Origin of the sequence: Vibrio sp. EA2, assembly GCF_033042495.1 — a bacterium.
Taxonomy (GTDB): domain Bacteria; phylum Pseudomonadota; class Gammaproteobacteria; order Enterobacterales; family Vibrionaceae; genus Vibrio.
This window is the reverse complement of sequence record NZ_JAWLID010000004.1, coordinates 258,457-276,997: the sequence shown is the minus strand read 5'-3', so window position 1 is coordinate 276,997 and position 18,541 is coordinate 258,457. Positions and strand designations below refer to the sequence as shown.

At 45.4% G+C, this 18,541-nt stretch carries 18 protein-coding genes; 10 read left to right on the top strand and 8 right to left on the bottom strand.

Annotation, left to right across the window (positions count from 1 at the left end; translation table 11 throughout):
- Positions 1-3: 3 nt before the first annotated feature.
- From RXX31_RS12065 to RXX31_RS12050, 4 genes are all read left to right on the top strand, one after another.
- The gene (locus RXX31_RS12065; protein ID WP_317589637.1) at positions 4-891 is read left to right on the top strand and encodes an HlyD family secretion protein; all 888 of its coding nucleotides are present in this window, start codon (positions 4-6) and stop codon (positions 889-891) included.
- A 21-nt stretch (positions 892-912) separates the two neighbouring features.
- The gene (locus RXX31_RS12060) at positions 913-1,599 is read left to right on the top strand and encodes a potassium channel family protein (RefSeq protein WP_317589635.1); all 687 of its coding nucleotides are present in this window, start codon (positions 913-915) and stop codon (positions 1,597-1,599) included.
- A complete protein-coding gene (locus RXX31_RS12055) occupies positions 1,592-2,740 on the top strand; it encodes an AI-2E family transporter (protein WP_317589634.1) in 1,149 nt (382 codons plus the stop codon). The genes RXX31_RS12060 and RXX31_RS12055 overlap by 8 nt, the downstream gene beginning before the upstream one ends.
- 211 nt (positions 2,741-2,951) lie before the next feature.
- Positions 2,952-3,617: a DUF2057 family protein gene (locus RXX31_RS12050; RefSeq protein WP_317589633.1), complete on the top strand. Its 666-nt coding sequence runs from the start codon at positions 2,952-2,954 to the stop codon at positions 3,615-3,617.
- Positions 3,618-3,918: 301 nt separating this feature from the next.
- Here the strand turns inward: RXX31_RS12050 and RXX31_RS12045 are convergent, their stop codons facing one another.
- Positions 3,919-4,683, bottom strand: coding sequence for a ferredoxin--NADP reductase (locus tag RXX31_RS12045; RefSeq protein ID WP_317589631.1), 765 nt, complete (start codon positions 4,681-4,683; stop codon positions 3,919-3,921).
- Between the two features lie 205 nt (positions 4,684-4,888).
- On the opposite strand from RXX31_RS12045, the gene RXX31_RS12040 reads away from it, so the two are divergent.
- Positions 4,889-5,341, top strand: coding sequence for a thioesterase family protein (locus RXX31_RS12040; protein WP_317589630.1), 453 nt, complete (start codon positions 4,889-4,891; stop codon positions 5,339-5,341).
- 68 nt (positions 5,342-5,409) lie between these two features.
- Here the strand turns inward: RXX31_RS12040 and RXX31_RS12035 are convergent, their stop codons facing one another.
- Together RXX31_RS12035 and RXX31_RS12030 are read right to left on the bottom strand one after the other, a co-directional pair.
- Positions 5,410-5,628 (bottom strand): VF530 family protein, encoded by a 219-nt coding sequence (locus tag RXX31_RS12035; protein WP_317589629.1) that lies wholly within the window; start codon positions 5,626-5,628, stop codon positions 5,410-5,412.
- A 150-nt stretch (positions 5,629-5,778) separates the two neighbouring features.
- Entirely contained in the window at positions 5,779-6,936 is a 1,158-nt protein-coding gene (locus tag RXX31_RS12030) for a D-alanyl-D-alanine carboxypeptidase family protein (RefSeq protein ID WP_317589627.1), read from the bottom strand.
- Positions 6,937-7,181: 245 nt separating this feature from the next.
- On the opposite strand from RXX31_RS12030, the gene RXX31_RS12025 reads away from it, so the two are divergent.
- A complete protein-coding gene (locus RXX31_RS12025; protein WP_317589624.1) occupies positions 7,182-8,477 on the top strand; it encodes an alpha/beta fold hydrolase in 1,296 nt (431 codons plus the stop codon).
- 83 nt (positions 8,478-8,560) lie between these two features.
- On the opposite strand, the gene RXX31_RS12020 is transcribed toward RXX31_RS12025, so the two are convergent.
- Positions 8,561-9,049 (bottom strand): GNAT family N-acetyltransferase, encoded by a 489-nt coding sequence (locus RXX31_RS12020; protein WP_317589622.1) that lies wholly within the window; start codon positions 9,047-9,049, stop codon positions 8,561-8,563.
- 364 nt (positions 9,050-9,413) lie between these two features.
- On the opposite strand from RXX31_RS12020, the gene RXX31_RS12015 reads away from it, so the two are divergent.
- The gene (locus RXX31_RS12015; protein WP_317589621.1) at positions 9,414-10,394 is read left to right on the top strand and encodes a rhodanese-related sulfurtransferase; all 981 of its coding nucleotides are present in this window, start codon (positions 9,414-9,416) and stop codon (positions 10,392-10,394) included.
- 244 nt (positions 10,395-10,638) lie between these two features.
- The gene (locus RXX31_RS12010; protein ID WP_317589620.1) at positions 10,639-11,139 is read left to right on the top strand and encodes a fasciclin domain-containing protein; all 501 of its coding nucleotides are present in this window, start codon (positions 10,639-10,641) and stop codon (positions 11,137-11,139) included.
- 84 nt (positions 11,140-11,223) lie between these two features.
- Here RXX31_RS12010 and RXX31_RS12005 read toward each other — a convergent pair whose 3' ends face one another.
- Both RXX31_RS12005 and RXX31_RS12000 read right to left on the bottom strand, forming a co-directional pair.
- Positions 11,224-12,096 carry a patatin family protein gene (locus RXX31_RS12005; RefSeq protein ID WP_317589619.1) on the bottom strand — a complete coding sequence of 291 codons (873 nt, stop codon included), beginning with the start codon at positions 12,094-12,096 and terminating at the stop codon, positions 11,224-11,226.
- Positions 12,097-12,258: 162 nt separating this feature from the next.
- Positions 12,259-12,900, bottom strand: coding sequence for a MarC family protein (locus tag RXX31_RS12000; protein WP_317589617.1), 642 nt, complete (start codon positions 12,898-12,900; stop codon positions 12,259-12,261).
- Positions 12,901-13,098: 198 nt separating this feature from the next.
- Here RXX31_RS12000 and nfsA point away from each other — a divergent pair, with 198 nt between their 5' ends.
- Together nfsA and RXX31_RS11990 are read left to right on the top strand one after the other, a co-directional pair.
- Positions 13,099-13,821 (top strand): oxygen-insensitive NADPH nitroreductase, encoded by a 723-nt coding sequence (gene nfsA, locus RXX31_RS11995; RefSeq protein WP_317589615.1) that lies wholly within the window; start codon positions 13,099-13,101, stop codon positions 13,819-13,821.
- A 586-nt stretch (positions 13,822-14,407) separates the two neighbouring features.
- Positions 14,408-15,712, top strand: a complete 1,305-nt coding sequence (locus tag RXX31_RS11990) for a dicarboxylate/amino acid:cation symporter (RefSeq protein ID WP_317589614.1) — start codon at positions 14,408-14,410, stop codon at positions 15,710-15,712.
- 125 nt (positions 15,713-15,837) lie between these two features.
- On the opposite strand, the gene RXX31_RS11985 is transcribed toward RXX31_RS11990, so the two are convergent.
- Positions 15,838-16,215, bottom strand: a complete 378-nt coding sequence (locus RXX31_RS11985; RefSeq protein WP_317589612.1) for a YkvA family protein — start codon at positions 16,213-16,215, stop codon at positions 15,838-15,840.
- Positions 16,216-16,403: 188 nt separating this feature from the next.
- Positions 16,404-18,467: an alpha-amylase gene (locus RXX31_RS11980; protein WP_317589610.1), complete on the bottom strand. Its 2,064-nt coding sequence runs from the start codon at positions 18,465-18,467 to the stop codon at positions 16,404-16,406.
- Between the last annotated feature and the right edge of the window lie 74 nt (positions 18,468-18,541).

Here is an 18,541-nt window from a genome sequence, read left to right as displayed (position 1 = left end):
AAGATGAAAAAACTATTCGTAATTGCACTCAATCTTGTCATTCTTGGTGGCGCAGCTTGGCTCGGCTATCAAAAATATGAAGAGTATTTTAATAACCCCTGGACACGCGATGGTCAGGTACGCGCCAACGTCATCAAAGTCGCGCCACGAGTATCCGGCCCGATTGTGAACGTTGCAGTTAAAGATAATCAAGAAGTCAAAACTGGCGATTTATTGTTTGAGATCGATCCAACCACCTACGAGGTTGCATTGTCGCAAGCAGAAGTGGGACTGGAAAAGTCCATCGTCAGCTCTCGCGGAAAAAAAATCGAATACGACCGTTTAACGGATATCCGAGCGAAAGATCGCGGTGCTGTATCGCACAAAGATCTTATTCGCCGTGAGATCGCTTATGAAGAGTCTCTATTGCAAATTAAGGCGGCAGAAGAGCAGTTAAAGTCTGCGAAGTTGAACCTTAGCTATACCAAAGTTTATGCAACTGTCGACGGGTTTGTTTCTAACCTTGATATCCGTAACGGTACACAAGCCGTTGCCAACCAGCCTCTGCTCGCGCTTATCGATAAAAACAGCTTTTGGGTGTTTGGTTTCTTCCGTGAAAACCAGTTGCAACAAATAGAGGCTGGCAGCAAAGCTAAAGTAACGTTGATGTCTCATCCAGATACACCTATCGACGCTACTGTTGATTCCATTGGATGGGGTATCGCACCAAGAGACGGCACTGTCGGTTATAACCTACTGCCAAATGTGAACCCTGTCTTCCAGTGGATACGTCTGGCACAGCGTATTCCCGTGCGTATTTCCATTAACGAATTGCCAGAAGACATTGAGCTTCGATTTGGACTTTCAGCCTCCATCATGGTGATGAAAGACTCATCAGAAAATAATGAATAGCGATTAATTGAGAGAACAGCCATGGTCATTGGTAAAAAACTCAAAAATATTAATGAAGAAAACAACTTCTTCTATCTCACACTGTCACTCATCGTTTTGTTGATTGGCAGTGCGTCCGTCCAGATGGTGAATGAAGGGGCCATAGAACATATTTTACAAGCATGTACGGTAATCACATTTATCGTCTGCTTCGCCAGTCTGCGATTTGATAAAACCTGGTCTCGATTTCTTTACACCCTTTTTGCTGTATGGGTGATCGTCATCGTAATAAAAACGATATTTCATATCCAAGAAATGAACGTCGTGATGCTCGCATTAACCTTCGCGTTTTTCTTTGGCACCTTTAAATCGATTGCAAGACAAATCCTGTTTACTGGTCACGTCAACAGTAACAAAGTCATTGGGTCTGTTGCGTTGTTCCTGTTGCTGGGTTTGATGTGGGCCATCGCCTACCTCATTTTACTGGAGTTTTCACCACAGGCTTTCACCGGCATGGAGGCGATATCCTGGGGCCAAAACTTCTCCAATGCGGCATATTTCAGTTTCGTCACCCTGACCACTCTTGGTTATGGCGATATCAGTCCTCTGACTCCGTTGGCTCAAGTCATCGTTTATTTAGAGGCCATTACAGGTGTGTTTTATATGGCTATTGTGGTTTCTAGCCTCGTCAGTTCCAACATTGATCATCAGGTAAATAAAAATGGATAAATCATCGGAAAGAAATGAAAGTAAGATTTTCATCAGTAATATGGTGGAATCGGCAATACGTATTGGCTTGATCTTCGTATTGTTTATGTTTACGTACGACATTATCAAGCCTTTCATCCTTCCCGTTATTTGGGGGGCAATCATTGCAGTGGCACTTTTACCCGTCACTAAAAGGCTGCAACGAGCCTATGGTGGCAGGCGGGGTTTGGCAGCAACCACCATTGCTTTGCTCGGTATCGCTCTATTAGTAACCCCACTCGTTATGGTATCGGGTTCTATTTACGATGGTGCAACCCACGCTCTGCAAGTACTTCAGAGTGGTAATGTCAAAATACCAGGACCTAAACCATCAGTTGCAGACTGGCCACTTGTCGGTGGTAAGCTCTATGACACCTGGACACTTTTCTCAACGAATTTAGAGCAAGCCATTCAAACCTTTATGCCTCAGATTAAGTCAGCATTAACTTCCCTGCTTGGCATGATGGGTGGCGCTCTGGGTAGTGTATTACTTTCTATTTTATCTCTGGCGATTGCCGCTGGTTTTATGACTTACTCAGAGTCATTGGCATCGGGTCTTACCACAATTGCCATTCGTACCGCAGGTGACAATGCCAAAAGCTGGGCAACACTGATTGCGGCAACGATTAAGAGCGTGCTACTTGGCGTTGTCGGTGTCGCGGCCATTCAAGCGTTGCTGATTGGTGCGGGCTTCTTCGTATTTGGCGTGCCTGCCGCAGGCTTACTGACTTTGATACTGATGATTTTATGTATCGCTCAGTTACCAGCTCTTCTTGCCGTGTTGCCTGTGATTGGCTACATGTACATGACCCAAGACAGCACCACAGCGACCTTGTTTACCGTTTGGGCTATCGTTGGTGCGCTTTCTGAAAACTTACTCAAACCAATGCTTATGGGCCGAGGCGTGGACACTCCGATGCCAATTATCCTGATTGGTGCCATCGGCGGTATGCTTTTCTACGGCATCGTCGGTCTCTTCCTTGGCGCGGTTATTCTTTCTATTTGGTATGAGTTATTTGTTTGGTGGCTAAGCATTGAGAAAGCCCAACAGCAAGAGGAAATGGCCGAGCTACTTGATGAGTCAGGAGAACAAAGTGAGTCTGGCAACGGTGCAGGCATTTAAGTTCATCAGAACTTAAATCGGCACTCATGAATATTACAAGCCGTTGCATTGCAGCGGTTTGTTTTTTGAGGTCATATTTTGATCTGACTAACGATCAAAAATGAAACTAATGTTAAATTTTCATACTTATTACACTTGATTGTTGCAATCAAACGCATAACGATGCACTCTCGATGCTCACTACTAAAAAATAGTGCTTAGGATAAAAACAATGAAATTGATCAAGCCTTTAACTTGCGCGCTCGCTCTGGCAATGAGCAGCATGGCATTTGCTGACGTAACCGTTAGTGTTCCTGACGACGTTTCAGTACTCGCTGCAAACGGTGAAAAAGTAAAACTGGATGGCGGCTTTTTTGCTTCTGAAAGAACAATGACACTCCCTGATGGTGTCAACCAGGTCGTATTCCGATTTTCGCCGTTTTTCAACCAGGGCAATGACCGCGTCAGTGTTGAAAGCGACGTTATCGTCACCAGCTTTACGGCTTCAGACTCTGAACTGGCGCTTCAACTTCCAGAGTACCGCAACTTGAATGATGCAGAAGACAACATCAAAGACTTAGACTGGAAACTGGTTGATGCATCTGGCAACGCGATTGCCGTTAAGCAAGACAAGCTTATCAAAGAAGGTATGCAGATTGGTCGTGATTATGTTCGCGAAGTAGAAGATTACAACCGAACTGGCGGCGTGGCAGCAATTGCTGTTGCAGGAGCGATGGTTCAGCCAATGACCTTACCAGCAGAAATCCCTGAGGATATGAAGCGAGCACGAGCGGCGGCAAAAGCAGATTCAACCGCCGAAGAAATGCTGCACTTCTGGTACCAAAAAGCGGACGCAGAAACCAAAGCTCGCTTCAAAGCGTATATCAACCAACAATAACGTTTGGTCTTTCTGAGTTTAAAAGCCACATCTAATGTAAATGCCGTTCGTTTAGCAGCTAACGGCGTCTTTAAGCCTCCAGTCATCCTGAACAACGACGAAGGAGTGTGATTCAGGATCTAATTTCCGCGCACTTTATGGCCGAAATTATTTCCTTAACTGCTCAGCGCGCTGCTATTAGATTCCTAGTCTCGCTAGAGCTCGCTGGAATGACACAGATGAAATCGTTAAGTGATTGGCATCTGGTGTGGCTTTTTCGTTTTGTAATCAACTCTATGGTTGAACCTTACCATTTCCAGCTTTACCAGTAACGTTCGTAAATGATGTTACCGCCAGTCTTAGCTCGAAACTTCTCTAAACCACGCTCTTGTAACACCGGCAGGGTGTCTTTAATCATTTCTGGATTGCCACACAGCATGACAAAACTGCTGTTAGGTGAAAACTCTACATCGGCTTGATTTGAAAGCTCTCCGGATGCAATAAAGTCTGGAATTCGGCCTTGCAGCTTCCCTTCCACCGTTTCTCGGCTAACGACAGGCACATACTTTAAGCGGCCTTCGTAGCGTTGCTCCAGGTGTTCAATTAAGTATTTATACACGAGGTCTTTTTCGTACCGCACACCATGAACCAATACAATCTTCTCGTTGTGCGGGAGCAGATTGATGTCGTCTAATAATGACAAGAATGGCCCAATCCCCGTCCCCGTTGAAAGCAACCAAAGATCATGGGCTTGTTTTGGAATCGTATCATGGATCAAGTCGCCGTGGGCCGTCTCACCCACATAGATACTATCGCCAGTCTTCAACTTTTGCAGTTTCGGCGACAATTGTCCTTGCGGATCCGCGACAATCAAAAACTCTAACCAGTCAAACTGTTCGCTCGGTGCATTCACTACTGAGTAGGCACGGCTGATGAGGTTTCCACTGTCATCTAACAGCGCGAGTTTGGTAAATTGACCAGCTTTAAAGGAAAGTGGAGCGCCAGATACTCGTAAGCTGAACAGATCTTCTGTCCAGTCTATTCGCTTCTCAACTCTGGCGAGATTGAAGTTTTTCAGTTCTGCCATGAGACATCTCCCTTTTTGCTACTCTCAAATAAACTTACGCTTCCAACGACACTATGTAAAGTTCTAACTTTACATAGTGAGCCAATTCATTTCACATTTAGAGAACAATTTTATTACATCTTAAAGAATTACATCTAGAATAAATACTCAGATTAATAAGTAACCTCACAATTTGTGGCAACGTTGATGAAAAGGAACAAAGAAAATGGACACACAACTAAAGGACTTCCCCGTCGTTACAGAAATCAGAGTCGCTTGGGGAGAGATGGATGCCTTGCAACATGTTAACAACGTCGTCTACTTTCGTTACTTCGAGACCGCGCGTTTGGATTATTTTGAAGCGATTAATTTGCTCGTTGATCTACAAACCTCGCAAATTAGCCCTGTTTTGAGTGAAACTCAGTGTCGCTACAAGTTACCTGTAACTTACCCGGACACTCTGCTGGTTGGCTCACGAGTAATCGATATGCAGGGAGACCGCATGACGATGGAGTATCAGGTATTTAGTAAGAAGTGGGGAAAAGTGGTCACCGTGGCTACCGCAACAGGCGTGATGTTCGATTTTAAAAATAATACTAAGACCGAGATTCCAGACAAGGTCCGTAAGTCGATTCTGGAACTGGAGGCAACGGTAGGAAGTACTCACCACCTGGAGTGATCTTGATGTTAAGGTTCCCGATTGCGCTCATTCGTCGCGTTCGGGAATCATTGCCTTATGTTGGCCTCTTAACAAAACGTCTCGATGTAGAGTGCTTCAACTTTATCTCTGGCCCATTGCGTCTTACGCAGAAACTTTAACGACGACTTAATAGACGGATCTTTTTTAAAGCAGTTAACACGAATACGTTCATACATGCCGTTCCACCCAAAGTGCTCAACCAAACGGGTAACAATTTTTTCTAAACTCAACCCGTGTAGTGGGTTATTCGGTTGTTCGTTGCTCATGATTTCAATCCAACAAGTTATAAGCGATTTGGCGGGCTAATCTAACTGAAACCAACGTGAACCCCAACTGTTATTTGTCTCAGACTAAAAACAGCCCGACTAAAAGCGGGCTGCAGTCTATACTTCCTGAACAATTAACCTGGACCCGAGTTACTTAAAGAACGATTTCACCCACAAAACAATGCTGTCCCAAATTTGACCAAACCACGAGGCGGGTTCAACCGCTTGGTTACTGACTAATGGATAGCTGGCGACGGTTTCATCGTTATTTTTCCATACGACTTTACCAACCACTTGGCCTTGCTCAATTGGCGCCACTAAAGGGTCGTTCATCTCAACACTCTTGTCCAAACCGGCCGTCATTGTTCGAGGTAAGGTCAAATAGGCATCTTCCGGAAAGCTCGCTTCTATTTCACTCACCTTGCCTTTCCAAACTTTAACCTTCGATTCCACCTGTCCTTGTGTGGCCACCTTCTTGGTGTCATAAAAGCGGAAGCCATAACTCAGCAAGTTTTTAGACTGACTGATGCGTGCTTGTGGACTAGGTGTTCCCATCACAACCGAGATCAGACGCATTTTACCTTCAGTGGCTGAGCTGACCAGACTATAACCTGCATTACTGGTGTAACCTGTTTTACCACCATCCACTCTTATCGAATTATCCCACAACAGCTTATTGCGGTTGTATTGGGTAATATCGTTCCACTTGAACACCTTTTCATTGTAAAGCGCATAGACATCAGGAACATCATTGATGATCGATTTCATCAAGGTTGCCATATCGATAGGAGAGGTTTGGATCCCTTCACTATCAAGCCCGTGAGAATTCACAAAATACGTGTCTTGAAGTCCGAGCTTTTCTGCCCAGCCATTCATCAGTGCCACAAATCCGCGCTCGCTGCCTGCCACGTGTTCAGCAAGCGCAACACATGCGTCATTTCCCGATTGAATAATGACACCGCGCATTAAATTCGCAACGCTGATTTCGTCTTTCGGTTGGATAAACATTTTTGATGAGCCGGGGAATTTTTCTGACCACGCATTTTCGCTGACGGTCACTAAATCATCCCAATTGAGCCGACCTTCTTTGATTTCCTGACCCACAACATACGCAGTCATGAGTTTGGTTAAACTTGCAGGTGCTAATCCAGCTCTCCCGTTCTGTTCCGCGATAATGGCCCCCGACTGAAAGTCCATTAACACATACCCTTTTGCCTGTAACTGAGGTGGGTTTGGCGTAACCACTGCAAAGGCAGGCACGCTCACTAAACAAGTCACGATAATCCATCGAGCCAGTGACACTTTCATTCAACATCCTCCACGATTTGCACTGCACTTTATAGCAACTCTAATTAGCATAGCTCACTCAACCAGTTGCACCAGTCGCTAATCGTTTCATTTTCTTGAACTTACGCTGATTTTACAAAAGAGGCTTAATGGCTCAGGTTTGACCGACTCAGCGGCGGATTCTTGGTTAATCACCCATTTCCAAGTAAAGTAACGAGCGTAAGGTCTACTAGATGCTGAACCCAACAAGGATATAAAAAATAACAATGAATGCTCAATCATTTATCGACGCAGGATTGCACTACACTCCCCATATATTTCATGTCCCACTGGATTATCAAGATGAGAGTAAAGGCAGCATAGAAGTCTTCGCTCGCTCGGTTTGCCTGGTGGGAGACGAGGATTCAACAAAGCCATGGCTGGTGTATCTACAAGGTGGTCCGGGCTTTCCTTCTCCCCGTCAAAATGGCCACAACGGCTGGATAAAAAGAGCGCTTCAAGAGTACCGAGTATTACTGCTTGATCAGCGTGGTACTGGCAACAGCTCGGTAATCAATCATCAAACGCTGGCACATCTGACACCACAACAGCAGGCGGAATACCTAACTCTGTTTCGTGCCGATAATATTGTGCGTGATGCTGAATTTATACGTCAGCAATTTGGTGTAGCTAAATGGGCGATTTTAGGTCAAAGCTTCGGTGGCTTTTGTTCTTTAACCTATTTATCAATGTTCCCTGAAAGTCTGACCCGAAGCTACATTACTGGTGGCGTGCCATCTGTTTCGCGTCACCCTGACGATGTCTATCAAGCCACGTTTAAACGTACGATGGATAAAAACCAGGCGTTCTTTCAGCAATTTCCTAAAGCACAACAGCTTTGCCAGACCATTGCCGAACACCTGCTAGAGAATGAGGAATTCCTGCCAAACGGGCAACGATTTACGGTTGAGCAGTTCCAACAAATTGGTATTAATTTTGGCGTCAGCGATACCTTCCTGCCAACCTATTACTGGTTGGAGAGCGCACTAATCGAGGTAAATGGAAAAACACAGCTACGTTACGAATTTTTGAGTGACATGCTGGCGCAGCAAAACTTCCAAACCAACCCTATTTACGCCATTTTGCACGAGTCTATATACTGCCAGGGCTTTGCTTCAAATTGGAGTGCACACCGAGTACGTCAGTCAAACCCGGCGTTTAACTATAAAAAAGGCCAACCTTTCTACTTTACCGGGGAAATGGTTTTCCCATGGATGTTTGACCAATACACCAACCTAAAGCCACTGAAAGAAGCTGCTGAAATACTGGCAAGCAAAGAGAATTGGTCACCACTTTATGATCAGAACCTGCTGGCAATGAACAAGGTCCCGGTAAGCTGCGCGGTATACGCCGATGATATGTTTGTGGAAATGGATATCAGCCGAGAAACACTCGCTTCTATACCGAATGCAAAAGCATGGATCACCAACGAATATGAACACAACGGCCTTCGTGCGGACGGTGAACGCATTCTGGATACGTTAATAGCCATGGGTAACCAGACCGCTGCGACTTTGGTTTAATAAGCTGGCCGCGACAAAGTATCAACGCCTTTTCCCAATCAAAAGGCGTTTTTCTGTTTTGTGACGGGGAGTCGATAAGTCCGCTAATCTTTTATCCGTTTTGTCATCGACTTAGTCATCACTCGATAACCCATTTTGTGATAAAAATCTTCACCTTCGTAGTTAAACGAGGCGACAGACAACCCAATCTCCTCAACCCCCTGACTGGAAAGCGCACTTTCCATTTTATCCATCAAAGACAAGCCAATGCCCAAGTTTCGATGGCTTTCTGATACCACGAGCTCATTAATAAAGCCTACGTATTTTTCGGGTGAAATGATGGAATTAAGTTCACGAGTGGTTCCAGAAATAAACCCCACCACTTTACGGTGTGAACAAGCAACAAATGCAGTGATACTGCCATCGAAATATTTTTCAAAGATGTTGCGGCTACGCCTAATCTCTGCCATTTCTTGTGGAGAACGATAAAAATCAGGCTCAGCTTGATAGTGCGAAGTATCGAGCTCAACCAAAAGAAGTTTGAGAAGTGGAATATCCTCTTCTCGAAGTCGCCGGATATGAAACTGCTGCATGTCTGTGCCCTGCCAACCATTTAGTTGAAACTTGTGTTTATTATTTTACGGTAATGCTCTGAATGCCCTTTGTAGTAACCAGGACTCAACCAATTAAACGTACAAATTTCGCTCAACTCTGTCGAGCCCAAGCTCGCCAGTAGTGAGAAGTTTTTGTCGATAGTTTGAAGGGTTACAAGGTTTGCAGGGAATCAGCAACCGCTCTGCATCCACAAATTCCAACTCGCCTATTATCATGCTTGTTTGATATCCGATGGGTTTAACTGTATACCCGACCGTTTTAGTCAGGTATACTCCGGGCCGTTATAATTTTATGGTCATCGACCACCTGTTTTATTAAAGCCTGTTTTATTAAGGAAACCTCATGAGTCAGTATGTTGTCTGCGCGCTGTACAAGTTTGTAGAACTGGGTAACTATCAAGAGCTACGCGAACCATTGCTTGCGCTGATGGAAAAGCACCAGATTCGTGGCACCCTTCTGCTGGCAAGTGAAGGAATCAACGGTACTGTTGCTTCGGACCGCGCGGGTATTGATACCCTGCTTGAATGGCTAAATGCAGAACCACGTCTCGCCGGTACCGTTTATAAAGAGTCACTTGCAGAGTCACAGCCTTTCAACCGCACTAAAGTGAAACTCAAGAAAGAGATCGTAACTTTGGGTGTAGAAGGCATCGATCCTCGCCATGTGGTTGGCACTTATGTGAAACCACAAGACTGGAACGACCTGATTGCTGATCCAGAAGTGTTTGTGGTCGATACACGCAATGATTACGAAATTGAGATCGGTACATTTAAAGGTGCAATTAACCCAAATACTGACACTTTCCGCGAATTTCCAGACTACGTGAAAGAAAACATGGATCCGGCTAAGCATAAGAAAGTAGCGATGTTCTGTACCGGTGGTATCCGTTGTGAAAAATCGACGGCGTATATGAAAGAGCAAGGCTTTGACGAAGTTTATCACCTTGAAGGCGGCATCCTGAAGTACCTGGAAGACGTCCCACAAGAAGAAAGTCTATGGGAAGGCGATTGCTATGTATTTGACGGACGTGTTGCTGTCAATCATCAGCTAGAAAAAGCAGACTACGACTTATGTAATGCTTGCCGTCTGCCCATTACTCAAGAAGACAAAGAGTCAGAGCTCTATGAACAAGGCGTAAGCTGCCCTAAATGTCATGGTTCCCACTCCGAAGAGCAAATTGCTCGATTCCGCGAGCGTGAAAAGCAGATTTCTTTGGCGGATCAACGTGGTGAACAGCACGTTGGCGGCGAAAGTGCGAAGCAACGTGAAGAGCGACGTGCGGCTAAGCTTGCGCAAAAAGAGGCACAGCGTAACAAGGCATAAAAGCGATTCATTTCTGCTTAAAGCGAGCTACATTTGAGTGGCTCGCTTCTTCTATTCTCTCCTCAAAGAACAATACCGTTCAATCCAATCTAAGCCCTTCATTAACACCACACATGCTTCATCGATCAAATAATCCGTCAGTTGAAACAACATCAATCCGTTGATCGTCTATCGATAGCAGCGCGTACAAGCAAAGAACATCTCCAGGGAGTTTGTCGTACCCTCAACACAAAAGGAACACATTATGTTGAAACGTACATTTGCTATCGCCGCAACGCTAATCGCGACCCTGTCTTTCCTACTTCCAGTAAAAGCGCATGAACATGGAATGATGAAAGCCGATATTGTTGATGTCGCTGCTGACAATGGATCATTCAATACACTTGTCGCTGCCGTTAAAGCCGCTGACTTGGTAGAAACGCTCAAAGGGGAAGGGCCTTTTACTGTGTTTGCCCCTACAGACGATGCCTTCGCAAAACTTCCTGAAGGAACCTTGGATATGCTCCTGATGCCAGAGAACAAAGACAAGTTAGTCGCTATTTTGACCTATCATGTGGTACCAGGAAAAGTAATGGCAGCCGACGTTGTAACGCTTGATAAAGCCACCACCGTTCAGGGGCAGGACGTTATGATAAAAACCATGGGTGATAAAGTCATGGTCAACAACGCCAATGTGACCGCCACCGATGTTAAAGCCAAAAACGGTGTGATACATGTGATTGATACGGTAATTATGCCGAAATAATTTCATTGGCAATATACAGATATAAAGGGCGGAGAGAGTCCGCCCCTACAAATGGCCCTGGGTCTGTAAACCGATCTTAAGATATCAGGTGCAAAAGTGACAATTCTCTCGATCTAAGTCATGAGCATCTGCTAACTTTTTCAAGTGCGCTCTGCCCTCTTCAAGTCCCATCTCATAACCTTCAAGCAACACAGACTGGCGCATCGATAATCGCTGAACGTGAAAATTATCAGGCGGAGCAATAACGCGGATACGCGCATCTTGCGGCGGATTACGAATAAATTCCAGCGACTCATTGTAGTTCTCAGCACGGCGCAACATGGCGTCGACCATTTTAGGATGTTCTGCAAAAAGCTTCTTGGTAAGCCAGGTGGTTTTTGCTGGCTTCTTGGCGTAGTTCAGCGGCTGAGATAGCACGACAGTAATGTCTCGAGCCCCTCTTCGGTAAGCTTCGCGAACTGGTATTGAATCAGCAACGCCTCCGTCGGTGTAACAGCCACCAGAAAAACAAGGCGTATGTTTGTATGCGATGGGCAAAGCCGTCGTCGCCTCTAGTGCGTGATGAAAATTGTCCCGGTTGACTCGGTAGTAATCCGCTTTTCCCGTATCGACATTGGTAGTGGTTGCATAAAACGGAATGCCATCAAACAGCTTCTTCTCATCAACCGGGTACAAACGATTAGACTCTTCAAATAACCACTTAACGTCAATGAGATCGCCGCCCTTAATAAAGCGGGCCGGATCGAAAAAACGTTTACAGGTTGCAAGCTTAGTGATGATATTAATGCTGCGATGTGGGTAATCAGTTAAGTAACCAATCAGATTCGATGCACCTGCTGAAACACCAATTGCAAAATCAAAGGGTTTGTAATTTTGCTCCATAAATGCGTCTAGCACACCACTAGCGAAGACGCCTCGCATCGCTCCACCTTCAACCACAATTGCTTTTTTGACCATGTTTCCTCCCCAATACTGTGCTTCAAAATAGTATTGAAAGTAAGGCAATAGAAACAATTGGTTATTCTTATTATTTAGATAGGTGATTCCTATTCCAACGCCAAATCTGGCGGCGAATTATAACCAGTCACAATGCCCAAACCTCAAATAAGAATAGTTGGATTACAAGAAGACGCTCTTATAGGCTTCCGCAGCGCCATCAATCAGCATTTGAGTGCCAATAACCGCTAATATCAGGCCCATCATTTTGGTCACTACATTAAGCGCACTAGGGCCAACGGCTTTTACTAACTTATCGCCAAATAGGAACAAGATGTAGGTGATAATACAAAGCACAGCAAATGAAACAATAGTAATGATGGTTTGATCAAACCCACCTGCGGTAGCAAAGTTCATCGCTGTTGCAATGGTTCCAGGGCCAGCTAGTATCGGCATCGCAAGCGGTGATACCGCAATACTTAACGCCGCTTGTTGCTGAGCGGGAGAGTAAGCCTTTTCTTTGGTTTTTTGGTGAGTAGTGTCACCTTGCAGCATGTTGTAACCAATCAAAAAGACCAGAATTCCGCCAGTAATACGCAGCGCATACAGCGTAATACCAAATAAATCGAAGATCAGCTTTCCTGCCATTGAAAACACCGCCACGATGATAAAGGCAATGAATACGGAACGCAGTGCTATGGAGCGAACCGTCTCTTTATCTTCATCTGCGGTTAAGCTCAAGAAGATTGGAATATTCGCAATAGGGTTCATGATGGCAAAGAAACCCATAAACACCGTTACTGTGTGAACGATTAACTCTTGCATCTTTTTACCGGATGTAATGCATTGATTTTAAGTCAGTATATACCTATCTATTCCGACTTGCCTGATTCCCCTTCCTCGCTCGTAAAACTTATAGTTTAAGGCTCACTTTTTCTTTTGAGAGAGTTTACCCAGCCATCAAATGCCGATAAGGTAAAGTTCACGAATTAAGACAACAATAACAAAGGATGTTAAATCATCATGAACAGCACGATTCAAACCATACTCAGCCACCGTTCAATTAGAAAATTCAGCCCACAACCTATCGATAAAACCCAGCTAGACACCATTATTCAAGCAGGTCTGGCTGCATCATCTTCAAGCATGCTGCAAGTCGTTTCTATTATCCGAGTCACTGATCCAGAGAAGCGCGCACAGTTGGCGCAATACGCTGGTAACCAAGCTTACGTTGCGAGTGCGGCAGAATTTTTGGTGTTCTGCATTGATTATCAGCGTCACGCGGATATCAACTCTCAAGTTCAAGCCGACTTTACCGAATTAACGCTTATCGGGGCGGTTGATTCCGGCATTATGGCGCAAAATTGTCTGTTGGCGGCAGAGTCGATGGGGTTGGGTGGCGTATACATTGGTGGTTTGAGAAATAATGCTCAGGGTGTTGATGAGTTACTCGGCTTACCTGCCAATACTGCGATTTTATTTGGTATGTGTCTTGGCCATCCAGAGCAAGACCCTGAAGTTAAACCTCGCTTACCTGCGAAGGTTATCGTGCACGAAAATCAGTACCAACCTCTAAACCTTGAAGACATAAAGGATTACGACCAAACTATGCACGATTACTACGCCACACGTTCAAGTAATCAGAAGCAAAGCACCTGGTCTGAGGAAGTGACAACAAAATTAGCCGGAGAGTCTCGCCCGCACATTTTGCCGTATTTAAATAGCAAAGGGCTAGCGAAGCGGTAAATTGAACGGACCAATGCCCTGACAATCACTGAACGTCCATAGCGGGTCATTCCAGCGAGCCATATCGAGACTAGGAATCTATATTGGGTTGGTGGCATTCAAAACAACCTGAAAAGCCGCTGGGAGTGGGATCATATACGGCTATCAAGTCTCTCCAATGCACAATGCTGATAGGGTCCTTATTCCAATGTAGTAACGATCCATCAGAGAACAATGCTATTGATTAGACTTTTGTATTGCTCTCATTGCTACTGATTAATGAACATTATACATAGGCTTTAGTTGCATATTTAGTCCTGAGTTATTTAGAAGGGAGTAATAGCCAGCTCAATATGCAACCAAAACACAAAATATCGAAGTGTAACAATAGATGAATATTAGTTTTATACTCGATAAATATGTTAAAAAGTAGCCTTTACCACCAGCAAATACGTTAATTAACTGTTAATGTGACATTTTTTATGGTGACCTTGGTCACATCTACTGACCATGAATCGGTTTTTTCTTTCGCGTTTTTTCACTCCGCTGCTAACCTGCACGCCACTTTGAAGTGAACTCAGAGTGCATAACTATAAGGAGTGTTCTCATGAATACCAAGAAACCGATGTCGCTTACCAGCCGTGTTATTTTCGGTATGGTGGCGGGTATCTTGACAGGATTTGCAATTCGCACACTTTTTGCCGACAACGGATTTGTCGACGCATACATTGTTAATGGATTATTTGAAGTTGGCGGACAGATCTTTGTCGCCAGCTTGAAGATGCTAGTAGTACCTTTGGTATTTGTATCACTCGTTTGTGGTACTAGCTCTCTAAAAGACCTATCTACTTTAGGTCGCATGGGTGGTAAAACCCTAGCTTTATACATTGCAACAACAGCGGTCGCTATCACGCTTGCTCTGACAATGGGCACCGTGTTCCAGCCAGGCGCTGGCGCTGATCTTACTGCGGTAAGTTCATTTAAGTCAGCCGAAGCACCATCTTTGGGTCAGGTGATCATCGATATGTTCCCGACTAACCCAATCAGTGCAATGGCTGAAGGTAAAACGCTTCAAGTTATCGTGTTTGCCGTTTTATTTGGTATCGCGATCAGCGCTGCTGGTAAACCAGGTGAGCGCATCGCTGCATTCTTCTCAGACTTGAATGAAGTGATCATGAAGCTGGTTGCTATTTTGATGAACCTTGCACCATTTGGTGTGTTCTTCCTGATGGCGAAGCTGTTTACTGGTCTTGGACTGGGTGCAATCCTAAACCTGGCCGAGTACTTCATCGTTCTGGCTGGCACACTGTTGTTACACGGTCTGGTTACCTACAGCGTGATGTTAAAAGGATTTACGGGCCTTAGCCCAATCACCTTCCTGCGTAAGATGGAAGATGCTGTGATGTTTGCATTCTCTACTGCATCATCAAACGCAACCATTCCTGTTACGATGGAAACAGCAAAACACCGCATGGGCGTTGAAAACCGTGTGTCGTCATTCACAGTGCCACTTGGCGCAACCGTGAATATGGACGGAACGGCAATCATGCAAGGCGTTGCAACCGCGTTTATCGCGCAAGCATTCAACATTGATTTAACCATGGGTGACTACCTGATGGTTATCATGACAGCGACTCTGGCGTCTATCGGTACCGCTGGTGTTCCTGGTGTTGGCCTTGTAATGCTGGCTATGGTACTAAACCAAGTAGGCTTACCTCTGGAAGGTATTGCGCTAATTATGGGTGTTGACCGTCTACTGGATATGATTCGTACCGCCGTAAACATTACTGGTGATAGTGCTGTAACGGTTATTGTTGCTAAATCAGAAGGCGCATTGGATGAAGCTCGCTTCAACGACCCAATGGCCGGCGTAGCCGAAGAAGAAGTGCATCTTAAACGTGCTGACGCTTAAACCGTTTTACGGTGATCCTGTCTAAAACAAAGCCCCGATGGAAACATCGGGGCTTTGTTTATCGAGCCCAGCTTCCTGACCAGTTAATCTTTCGGATTGGGGTTACTGCACCAGCAGGAAGGAATTTAGTCGTTAGCCATTGAATTCAGCTTCGCTCTGGCTTGTTCTTCATGTTCTGGCGTAATAGCGTTACCAACCGTGTTCGCAGCCAATGTGAGCGCTGCCATATCATCAGTAAATCCGACACCGGCTAACACATCTGGCACCATATCAGTGGGAAGAACGAAATACGCTAACGCTCCGCCAAGAATCGCTTTATGGCGCACGGAGGTATTGGCGTCTGTCATTGCGAGCCAGGATTTAATTCCCATCACAGCAAGCTCTTCACCCGCTTTCTTGACCGATCGTTTCATCTTGTGCCAAAACGTTTTTTCATCTGGCACTTTTAGCGTGTCATCAACGGTGTCATTAGGCGCCGATTTTAAAGACATAGCTGTAGTCATCATTGCCTCCAGTAGTTATGACGATTGCAATAATAGTAATGATGCGAGTCTGAACGTAACATTAATGGGTCCGTCTTTACTGAAATGAAAAGTACGACGAACAAAAACAGCCCCCAAACCTGAGTTTGAGGGCTCTGACGTTTTGCAATCTGGATTCAAACCCAAAATTAGCTTTTTGAACTAGTGACTTACGGTTTCTCTCTGCCTACAAAAGCAACCACTACTTTGTCACCATCAAGAGTACGTGAGAAGACGTATGCTCCGTCTTGAGCGATCACTTCATGCTTACCTGCACCAACTGCAGGATGGGCCTTACGGAACTGCCCTAGCGTTTGCCAATGTTTCAGTAGTGCTTGCTTCTCGTCAGTCAGCTTCCAGACCATGTCAGAGCGGGTCCCTTGATGGAAATCATCTGCATACGGGCCAATGTTACGCCCGACTTCATCGCCATAATAGACCTGTACAGCGCCAGGGCTTAACAACAGTGCATTCGCTGCGTTACGCTGCATGGCGTAGTCTTTGAAGCGTGAGAAGAACAACTCGGTATCGTGAGAGGACATATAACTGACCGGGTTAAAACCTTTCTCGTTGGCGATAGTGTCGGCATAGCTTTGGTAAGTTTCGGCCATTTGACTAAAACAGGCTGCGCCTTTATCCAGCTTCTTCTGCATATCAAAGTTGATCAGTGCATCGAAACCATCGTCAAAATAAGGGCTGCGATAAGCCGTATGTCCCCAAACTTCACCCATCATCCAAAATGGTTGGCCCGATTTTCCGTTCTCTTTACGCCACTGCTCTAAGCTCTGAGACGCTTCTTTCTTCAGGCGTTTCCACACTTCGCCTTCGACATGTTTTACGGTATCTACGCGATAACCATCAATTCCAAAGCGTTTGACCCAATCGGTTTGCCACTCAATTAAGTAGTCCGACACGGTATAATTATCACGCGCCTTAACACGCGTCCCCGGGTTATCAAGCAGCCACTGTGGTGGTGTGACTGTTTGCTCTGCTTCCGTAATAAAGTCCGGCAGCCCGGCAAGCGACATGGTTATGTCACTGCTGCCCGGCTCAGAGTATCCCGGCAGACCAGCTCGGACCCAATCACCGCCCCACCAGTGAACCCAGTTAGGGCTTTGGTAATCTACGAATTGATGGTAGCTGTGCCAGTTCTCTCCGTTCTTCGGTTGCCAGTCTCCCCACTTTTCAGGTAAATCAGCGCCCGGCTTTAGAACTTCAATGCCATCAAACTGTAAATCCGCTAATGTAGAGTAACCGGTGTGGTTGATAACGGCGTCCATTAGCACTTTCAGTCCACGTTTATGAGCTTCTTCCACCAGCGTTTTTAAGTCTTCTTCACTACCGAAGTTTTCGTCAATCTTAGTGAAATCACGCGTCCAGTAACCGTGATAGGCATAGAATGGAAACGAGCCGCTATCACCACCGCCAACAAAACCGTGTACCTGTTCGACAATCGGTGAGAGCCAAATGGCATCCGTCCCCAAACTCTTAATGTAGTCGAGCTTTTCAATCACCCCTTTGAGATCACCGCCGTGGAAGGTGCCGATTTCTTCCTTACCGTCTTTTTTACGCCCATAACTGTTGTCATTACTGCTATCGGCGTTATTGAATCTATCGACCATCACAAAGTAGATGTTGGTATTTCGGTAATCAAACGGAATTGCTTGTTTGGTTTTCTTAATCGGCTCGAGTAATACGATACCGCCTGAGGCGCTGTCAGGCATCAGAGAGACTTGTTGATTTTTCACTTCGACGATCTGTCCAGAGTAGGCATCCCGCAAGTTGGTTCCATCGGGGAAACTATCCCCCAATGCAATGGAGACTTCGCCGCCTTGGTAAACTTCACATTGGACGGTTGGAATAGGACGTTTAAACTCAGTTTTTGCTGCCTTCTTGGGTTCTCGCTTGAAGAGAAGCGTGTTTGCCTGCTCATCATAGGCAAATAAGTAATCTCCGGTAAAACGTATTTTCAGCGGCAGTTCGGTCGGCTCACCACAGTTTAACGAAATGGGGGTATTGAACTTTATTTTTTGCTCTTCCGGAGCAGTACAGTTTCCCTCAATACCGGTTATTTTTAACGTGTAACCATCTTTAGTCAGCGGCACAACTAAAGGCTGCTCAGCGCTGAGCGGAAAGTCGCGGCTATTAGTTGTGGTTGAAATGGTGATATTGGGTTCGGCAATGACGCTTGCCGACGCAAGTAATAATGTCGTCGTGATCAGATTCAGTTTCATCGTTCCGTCCATTGGTTGCGCATGTGATCCACGCAAACTTATTAGTTTTATTCAAGCTAATAGTAAATGGACGA

Excerpts from the sequence above, each read along its gene's own strand:
- RXX31_RS12065 (WP_317589637.1), top strand. The coding sequence starts at position 4 with ATGAAAAAACTATTCGTAATTGCACTCAATCTTGTCATTCTTGGTGGC.
- RXX31_RS12060 (WP_317589635.1), top strand. The coding sequence starts at position 913 with ATGGTCATTGGTAAAAAACTCAAAAATATTAATGAAGAAAACAACTTC.
- RXX31_RS12055 (WP_317589634.1), top strand. The coding sequence starts at position 1,592 with ATGGATAAATCATCGGAAAGAAATGAAAGTAAGATTTTCATCAGTAAT.
- RXX31_RS12050 (WP_317589633.1), top strand. The coding sequence starts at position 2,952 with ATGAAATTGATCAAGCCTTTAACTTGCGCGCTCGCTCTGGCAATGAGC.
- RXX31_RS12045 (WP_317589631.1), bottom strand. The coding sequence starts at position 4,683 with ATGGCAGAACTGAAAAACTTCAATCTCGCCAGAGTTGAGAAGCGAATA.
- RXX31_RS12040 (WP_317589630.1), top strand. The coding sequence starts at position 4,889 with ATGGACACACAACTAAAGGACTTCCCCGTCGTTACAGAAATCAGAGTC.
- RXX31_RS12035 (WP_317589629.1), bottom strand. The coding sequence starts at position 5,628 with ATGAGCAACGAACAACCGAATAACCCACTACACGGGTTGAGTTTAGAA.
- RXX31_RS12030 (WP_317589627.1), bottom strand. The coding sequence starts at position 6,936 with ATGAAAGTGTCACTGGCTCGATGGATTATCGTGACTTGTTTAGTGAGC.
- RXX31_RS12025 (WP_317589624.1), top strand. The coding sequence starts at position 7,182 with ATGAATGCTCAATCATTTATCGACGCAGGATTGCACTACACTCCCCAT.
- RXX31_RS12020 (WP_317589622.1), bottom strand. The coding sequence starts at position 9,049 with ATGCAGCAGTTTCATATCCGGCGACTTCGAGAAGAGGATATTCCACTT.
- RXX31_RS12015 (WP_317589621.1), top strand. The coding sequence starts at position 9,414 with ATGAGTCAGTATGTTGTCTGCGCGCTGTACAAGTTTGTAGAACTGGGT.
- RXX31_RS12010 (WP_317589620.1), top strand. The coding sequence starts at position 10,639 with ATGTTGAAACGTACATTTGCTATCGCCGCAACGCTAATCGCGACCCTG.
- RXX31_RS12005 (WP_317589619.1), bottom strand. The coding sequence starts at position 12,096 with ATGGTCAAAAAAGCAATTGTGGTTGAAGGTGGAGCGATGCGAGGCGTC.
- RXX31_RS12000 (WP_317589617.1), bottom strand. The coding sequence starts at position 12,900 with ATGCAAGAGTTAATCGTTCACACAGTAACGGTGTTTATGGGTTTCTTT.
- nfsA (WP_317589615.1), top strand. The coding sequence starts at position 13,099 with ATGAACAGCACGATTCAAACCATACTCAGCCACCGTTCAATTAGAAAA.
- RXX31_RS11990 (WP_317589614.1), top strand. The coding sequence starts at position 14,408 with ATGAATACCAAGAAACCGATGTCGCTTACCAGCCGTGTTATTTTCGGT.
- RXX31_RS11985 (WP_317589612.1), bottom strand. The coding sequence starts at position 16,215 with ATGACTACAGCTATGTCTTTAAAATCGGCGCCTAATGACACCGTTGAT.
- RXX31_RS11980 (WP_317589610.1), bottom strand. The coding sequence starts at position 18,467 with ATGAAACTGAATCTGATCACGACGACATTATTACTTGCGTCGGCAAGC.